The sequence below is a fragment of the Nitrospirota bacterium genome (assembly GCA_035516965.1).
In the GTDB taxonomy this organism is placed as follows: domain Bacteria; phylum Nitrospirota; class UBA9217; order UBA9217; family UBA9217; genus MHEA01.
This window is the reverse complement of sequence record DATIZR010000080.1, coordinates 38,684-46,059: the sequence shown is the minus strand read 5'-3', so window position 1 is coordinate 46,059 and position 7,376 is coordinate 38,684. Positions and strand designations below refer to the sequence as shown.

At 60.4% G+C, this 7,376-nt stretch carries 5 protein-coding genes; all 5 read left to right on the top strand.

What is annotated here, in order from left to right:
• Window positions 1–729 precede the first annotated feature (729 nt).
• The 5 genes from VL197_12330 (at window position 730) to ricT (ending at window position 7,278) form a co-directional block, all read left to right on the top strand.
• Window positions 730–2,253 carry an anthranilate synthase component I family protein gene (locus VL197_12330; GenBank protein HUJ18767.1) on the top strand — a complete coding sequence of 508 codons (1,524 nt, stop codon included), beginning with the start codon at window positions 730–732 and terminating at the stop codon, window positions 2,251–2,253.
• A gap of 75 nt (window positions 2,254–2,328) precedes the next feature.
• Window positions 2,329–4,221 carry a hypothetical protein gene (locus VL197_12325; protein HUJ18766.1) on the top strand — a complete coding sequence of 631 codons (1,893 nt, stop codon included), beginning with the start codon at window positions 2,329–2,331 and terminating at the stop codon, window positions 4,219–4,221.
• Window positions 4,222–4,872 (top strand): dTMP kinase, encoded by a 651-nt coding sequence (gene tmk, locus VL197_12320; GenBank protein ID HUJ18765.1) that lies wholly within the window; start codon window positions 4,222–4,224, stop codon window positions 4,870–4,872.
• Window positions 4,873–4,968: 96 nt separating this feature from the next.
• A complete protein-coding gene (holB, locus tag VL197_12315) occupies window positions 4,969–5,946 on the top strand; it encodes a DNA polymerase III subunit delta' (protein HUJ18764.1) in 978 nt (325 codons plus the stop codon).
• Between the two features lie 60 nt (window positions 5,947–6,006).
• Complete coding sequence (gene ricT / locus VL197_12310; GenBank protein HUJ18763.1) at window positions 6,007–7,278, top strand: regulatory iron-sulfur-containing complex subunit RicT; 1,272 nt, start codon at window positions 6,007–6,009, stop codon at window positions 7,276–7,278.
• The last annotated feature ends 98 nt before the right edge of the window (window positions 7,279–7,376 follow it).

Here is a 7,376-nt window from a genome sequence, read left to right as displayed (position 1 = left end):
TTCTGCGAACGTCTGACTCGCTGGCCTTTAGACCTTCTCCCTGTGGGCTTTCGGACCTTTGCTTTCCGGTCTTTTATAGCCCGGAGCTGCGAGTGCTGCAGCATGCGGCTGCATGTCCTCTGCTCCGAACCATAAAACCCGGCGTCAAAGGCCCTCAACAGATATTACATACGCTCTCACCTGACGGTGAGGTCCTGCAACGCCTTTTCTTGCATCTCGGTACATTACTGCGTGATTGCCCGGAAGTATCATAAATGCAAATCCGGGTGTGCGGAAAATAAGATGGCGTTGCTTTTCGAATCAGCAGAGTTATTATTCCCGTTGCTCCTTTGGTATGAATGGGAAATTTCCCCTTGCTTCTAAAGCTCCGCAGTACGGACCTTTCAAAGCCAGTGTTCGATGCATCCCATTCATCCCATTCGGTCAGGGCATTCAGCTCTTCAGTTCTTACGGCTGCCTGTGCAGAGGACCGGAGCTTATCCGCTCAACTTGCGGGCAGCAGGCCGGTTTCGACATTCCGTAATTCCCTGTGCGTGAGTCCCTGCCGACGGGATAACCTGCATACACCTTCTGGTGTTGATTCGGCAACGCCATAGGTATCGACAATTTCAAAGACCTTGATTCCACTTTCTGATTGAAGTATAGCACATCCTGCGATATGTCAAGTTCTTTCTATCGAAATTTGTCTTGACCGGGCGACCAATTGTATTTAGAATTTCGCCACTTCTTATGATACAGATCTTTCCTCAAAAAAAAATCTTCCTTGAATCGGCGCAACGGGGATCAATCCATCCTTTATACGCCGAGATCGGGCATAAGGATATTACGCCTCTCGATGCCCTTTCGATCTTGAGGTCCGCAGGCAACCCCGTTCTCCTGGAGAGCGCCCGCATGGACGAAAAGATCGGACGCTATTCTTTCGTAACGGCAGAGCCCTACCTGATCTTCCGGTCCCGCGGCGAGAGCGTGGAGCTGAGCCTCCCCGATACACCGAAGGGCAAGTACGGAAGGCGCGCCTCGCTGATCCGAAGACCGCTCTCCAAGCTCCGAGAACTGATCGCCAACTACCGGACGGAGCGGATCCCCGGGCTGCCGCCTTTCACCGGAGGAGCCGTGGGGTTCTTCTCCTATGATTTTGTCCGCCAGTTCGAGCAGGTGCCGCGGGCTGCCGTGGACGACCTGGGCATCCCCGAGGCATGCTTTCTCTTCGTCGATGCGGTGATCGCCTTTGACCATGTCCTGCGGAAGTCCTGGGTGATCGTGAACCCCGGAGCCCGCGGGCAGGAGATGGGGTTCCGACGGCCCGAACCGGGAGAGTGGGGGCGCCTCTACGATGAGGCGGCTGATCGGCTCCTTGTCCTGGAATCCCGGCTTGGGAAAAGGCCACACGCTGGCGATGCCGGATCACGAACCGGGAACGACCGGATCCTTGAGCTCACGCCGAACATGACGAAGGCCGAATTCGAATCCATGGTCAGGCGTTGCAAGGAGTACATCGCTGCAGGCGACATTTATCAGGCCAATTTGTCGCAGCGCCTTTCCGCTCCCGCCGGCGACATCGATCCACTCCGCTTGTACGCGGCGCTGCGCAGCGTCAATCCGTCCCCCTTTGCGGCCTATTGCGATTTCGGCGATCTCCAGCTTGTCAGTTCATCGCCGGAACGGCTCATTCGCCTGCACAATGGGACCGCGGATACACGTCCCATCGCGGGGACCCGGAGGCGCGGGTCGAACAGCGTCGAGAACCGGGATCTGACCGAGGAGCTGCTGTCGAACGAGAAGGAGCGGGCCGAGCACATCATGCTCCTCGACCTGGAGCGGAACGACCTTGGCAGGGTATGCACCTATGGAACGGTTCGGGTGGACGAACTCATGATCGTCGAAGATTATTCCCACGTGATCCATATCGTCTCGAACGTCCGGGGAGAGCTTGCCCCGGATCGGGACGCTTTTGATCTGGTCAGGGCAGTGTTCCCGGGCGGGACGATCACCGGTGTGCCCAAGGTGCGGTGCATGGAGATCATCGACGAGCTCGAGCCGGTCGCGCGCGGGCCCTACACCGGATCGATCGGGTACATCGCGAATACCGGAGACATGGACCTGAACATCATCATCAGGACCTTTGTGATCAGGAACGGCATGGTCCATGTGCAGGTCGGCGCCGGGATCGTCGCCGATTCCGACCCCGAACGGGAATATTTCGAGACGCTCCAGAAGGCCGAGGCGCTCCGGAAAGCGCTTGCAATGCTCTGACGCGGCCGGTTTTCGCAGTTGCAACTTTCTCCTACTTGCGCTATAGTATGGAATCGTTTGAGGAAAGGACCGCGTATGTTCCTTGTCGAGCTCGTGATGCAGGGTGTGCGGGGGATCCGCGAACTCGCCCGTCTCCGGTTCCAGAGCGGCTTCAATTTCGTAGCCGCTCGCAATGAATCGGGCAAGACCTCGTCCGCCGATGCCGTGCTCCGCCTGCTCTTTCCGGGCAATCACCCGGATCTCATCGACGGCCTTGTGTCCCGGTACACGCCCGACGCGTCACGGGCCGCGCTGGTGGTCTACGCCGACGACGGCGCATATTACCGCGTGATAGAGGATTTTTCCAAGCGCGCGGTGAACCTTTCCAAATACAACACGGCCACCAAGGACTTCGCACTGGTCTACAAGGACTGGGACAGCACGACCCGGTTCATGGCTGGACTGACCGGCGGCATCTCTGAGGATGAATACAGCCGTCTGTTCGTGCTGCGGCGCGACCAATACGCGGGGAGCATGCAGGCTTCCGCCCTCCCTGCCGCCATGCGCCGCTCGTCCTCCCATCCGGCTGCAGCGCGGGATTCGGGGGCCGCTGCGAAGGAAGCGCGGCTCGCCGAACTGCGGGAAACACTCCGCAGGTCGGAAGAAGCGTCAGACGCCGACTACCGGTTTCAGTCTGCAAAGCTGAAGATCGAGGAAACCAAGAAGAGGCTTGACAAGCTGGACGAGATCGACCGGCGCGCCGCCGACATCGATGCGAATCTTGATGCACTCAAGGGGTGTGAGGGACTGCCCGGGGACTTCATGGAACTCCTTGACGCACACGAACAGCGTCAGGGGCAGAAGATGGCCAAGTCCGACGAATTGAGCCAGGACATCGAGGATCTGAAGCTGCAGCTCGCATCAATGCCGCAGATGAGCCTGGTGAAGGACAAGCTTTTCCTCCTGGGCGCCGTGCTTGCCATCCTGTCGGTGGTTGCCGGACTGTTCATCCTTACCGCTGAGCAGAAGCACTATTTCCCGCTCGGCGTGCTTGTTGCGCTGGCGCTAATCGCCGTCGCCTGGTACAAGGGCTCCCGGCAGACCGCCGAGCGGAAAACGCTGGTGAAGGAGGTCGAGGCGTTACAGGCCGAGCTCCGTGATCTTGAAAAGAGCTTTGAGCAGGGGGGAGCGCAGATCGGGGCCTGCATGAAGGCTACGGGATCGTCGACCGCGGCCGAGCTGAAGGAAAAGGCAGACAATTACCGCTATTTTCACACGCTTCGCGAGGAAATCGACGCTGAACGGCGGCAGATGTTCGGCGAAGAGGAGCGAGAGAAACTCGAAGCGGAATACGCGCGGCAGCAGCAGGAGGCGGGCGATCTTGAACAGGCGGCGGTCGCTCTGGCCCAGTACGCCATTGATGCTTACAGCCTGCGCCAGGACATCGAGCGCTTGGAAGCGGAATTGTCCGGAGGCGGGGGAGGTCAGGCGGCCGGCATGGAGCTTCCCGGGGACTTCGGTTTTGCCGCGCCGGCGCAGGCCGTGCAGGGAAACGGTTTCCTCGCGGAGTTGGAGGCCGCGTGCCGGATCGGAGGGCTCGAGATGGAGACCCTGATTCCCGCCGTTGCGGCAGCCGCCCAGCGGAACCTGTCCTCGATAACGGCGGGCAGATATATTCGGATCGACCTGGGACAGGAGGGGGGTCCCGTCATCCACGCCAAGGACGATTCGCTGATCACCGTTTCGGAACTGAGCCATGGAACGAGAGACCTTGTGTACTTCTGTTTCAGAACCGGGCTCGTTGAAGCGCTAGCCGGAAAGCGGCGGCTGCCACTGATCCTTGATGATCCGCTTTCGTGCCTCGACCCGGAGCGCCAACAGGCGGCATGCCAGATCCTGCGCAGCCTCGGCGCAAGGACCCAGGTGATTCTCCTTACCTCGAACCCCGCCCTCAAGGCCGCAGGTGACGCGACCGCGGAACTCAAATAAATGAAGGGCATATTCATCACCTTCGAGGGGATCGAGGGCTCCGGAAAGTCCACCCAGATCGTCCTGCTCGCAAACTATCTTACCGCGCACAAAAGGTCCGTGACGCTCACCCGGGAGCCGGGCGGAACGGCAATCGGCGATCAGGTGAGAAGGATCCTGCTTGATCCGTCCAATACCATGCTTGTGCCGCGGGCGGAGCTGCTGCTCTATGCGGCGGCGCGTGCGCAACATCTGGAGGAACTGATCAGGCCGGAACTGGAGGCTGGGAAGACGGTCCTGTGCGACCGGTTCTCCGATGCGACGCTCGCCTATCAGGGGTACGGCCGGGGACTGGACCCGGAATTGATCCAGGGGCTCGACCGCATCGTGTCGGAAGGCGTAACGCCTGATCTCACGATCCTGCTCGACATCGACCCGGTCGCTGGACTCTCACGGGCTCGGGGGCGTAACAGCAGCCGCGGGCTCGAGTCGGAGGCGCGGTTCGAAAATGAGGCCATCGCGTTTCATGAGCGCGTCCGGCAGGGGTACCTCACCCGGGCAAAACAGGAGCCTGGCCGTTTTCGCCTGATCGACGCATCACAGACGCCTGATGAGATCCAGAACAAGGTGCGGAAGATCGCGGACGATGCGTTGCGCCTTCGAAGCGTGTAGCTTCCACGCCGTGGTGTCTGGAAATTGAAGAGAGCAAAGTGCGAAATATCGTAGTTCAACGTAAAAGTTGCGATTTCCCCTTTGCATGAACCCATTATGATGTTTGCGACGATCATCGGCCATGAGCGGCCGATAAACATCCTCACGCGGGCCCTGGCGAACAATACGCTTGCCCACGCCTATATCTTTTCCGGTCAGGCGGGCATCGGCAAGAAGCTGGCGGCCTTCGCACTGGCGGCGGCTGTGAACTGCCGGAAGGCGGGTCCCCGAACCGGTTGCGGGGAGTGCCCTTCGTGCCGCAAGATCGCGTCCGGCGGACATCCTGACGTTCACCTGGTGGAGTCGGGAGGCGAGGAGATCAAGATCGACCGCATCCGCGAACTGCAGTCGGACCTTGCGCTCAAGCCTTTCGAAGGCGAGAAAAAAATACTGATCATCGACGGCGCCGAGGAGATGAACGCCGCGTCGGCCAACGCCTTCCTCAAGACGCTCGAGGAGCCGCCGGGAGATGCGCTGATCATCCTCGTCACGTCGATGCCGCAGGGCCTGCTCCCGACGATCCGCTCGCGGTGCCAGGAGATCCGTTTCCTGCCTCTTTCCCGGCAGACGCTGGCCCATGCCCTGATCGAACGGCGCGGGCTCTCCGAAGAGGATGCCTGGCTCCTCGCGGCGCTTGCACAGGGCAGCATGGGGCGCGGGCTGGAGATGGACCTGGAGCAGGAGAAGGCAGCCCGGGAGGAAGCGGCCCTGTTGTGGACCGGCCTGGCTCAGACGAGTCCTGTCGAGCTGTTGTCCCGGGCCGAAACGCTTGCCAAGGACCGGGAGGGGCTCGAACGGATGATCGACATGGGGATCGAGCAGCTCCGGGACGCCCTGGTGCTGCGCGAAACGGGCGACGAAAGGCTTCTCGTGAATGTCCGGGGAAAGATACTTTACGAACAAAGGGCGGAACAGTTCCCGCTGCAGCGGATGTTCCTGGACATGGACCTCTTGACGGGAAGCCGCGTCCTGCTCGATCGCCGGGTGAGCGCGCAGCTCGTCGTTGAGAACCTCTTCATGAAGCTGGGCCGGTGATGACCGTCGTCGCGAACAGCGGTAGCGAGTACTCGGGAAAAAAAGGCTGACCTCTGATCAATGACCGAAAAGACTGAAGATAAGACGATACGAATTGCCGGGGTCCGTTTCCGGGAGAACTGGAAAGTGTACGACTTCGACGCGACCGACGTTGCCGTAGCCGTGGGTGACCGGGTCATTGTCGACTCCGAGCGGGGACCGGGGATTGCCTCGGTCGTGCGCATCAGGAGAACGGAGGCCCCCGCTTCCCCTGAGCCGGCCGCCTCAGCGCCGGCCTCCGTGTTCAAGATGGAGATTCCCGAGGGGATCGAGATCGAGATTGATGGGGAAGAGGACGCCGCCATTGCATCTTCCAAGGCGCCGGACGGCAAGGCAACGCGTAAGGTGCTTCGCAAGGCAACGGAAGCCGACATAGCCCGGGAGCAGAAGAACCGCGAGCGGGAGGCCGAGGCCTTCACCATGGCCCAGGACATGATCGCGGAACGGGAGCTCCCGATGAAGCTGATCCGCGTCGAGTATTCCTTCGACGCCTCCCGGGCCACCTTCTATTTCGTCTCGGAAAACCGGGTCGATTTCCGCGAACTGGTGAAAGACCTGGCCTACAAGCTCAAGAGCAGGATCGAGATGCGCCAGATCGGCGTCCGCGATGTGGCGCGCATGATAGGCGGGTTCGGCCCCTGCGGGCGGGAGCTTTGCTGCTCCTCGTTTCTGAAAAACTTCGAGCCCGTCTCCATCAGGATGGCCAAGAAGCAGGAGATGGTGCTGAACCCGGCCAAGATCTCGGGGGTCTGCGGCAGGCTGCTGTGCTGTCTTTCCTACGAATACGAGATGTACGAAGCGATCAAGAAGGACGCGGCGGACCTGCGCCAGTCGGCCCTGAAGGACAAAAAGGAGGAAGAGGACCGCCGCCTTGCCGAGGAGCGAACGGAGGCTGCGGCCCAGCGGACCGCCGAGGAGAAGAAACGGCAGGAAGAGCGCCGGCCTCAGGAGCAGCGGAGAGAAGCGCAGCGGGAAGGGGGCCAGAAGGCCGGGGGCCGGCCCGAGAAGAAGAAGTACCAGGAAAAGGAAAAGAAAGCCCAGGCAGGCCAGGGCGATCAGGCGCGACAGCGGCAACAGCAGCCGAAACAGGAACGGCAGCAGAAACAGCAGCAGAAACAGCAGAGACAGCAACAGCAGCCGCAGCCACAACAGCAGCAGGACCAGAAGACTGAACAGCTCCAACAGGAAGGCGAGAAGTCAGGCAAGAGAAAAAGGCGCAGGTTCTGGCGCAAAAAGAATAAGAAACAGGGGCCGGGAGACAACAGGCCGCCTCAGGGGCCAGTCGGTTCCTGAGAGCGAATGACAATTGCATAGTGAACAGTGAAGGTTGAACAGCGAAGGCCGACGTAAACCATGAACCACGAAGCGAGCCATCTTCGTGGTGATGTGTT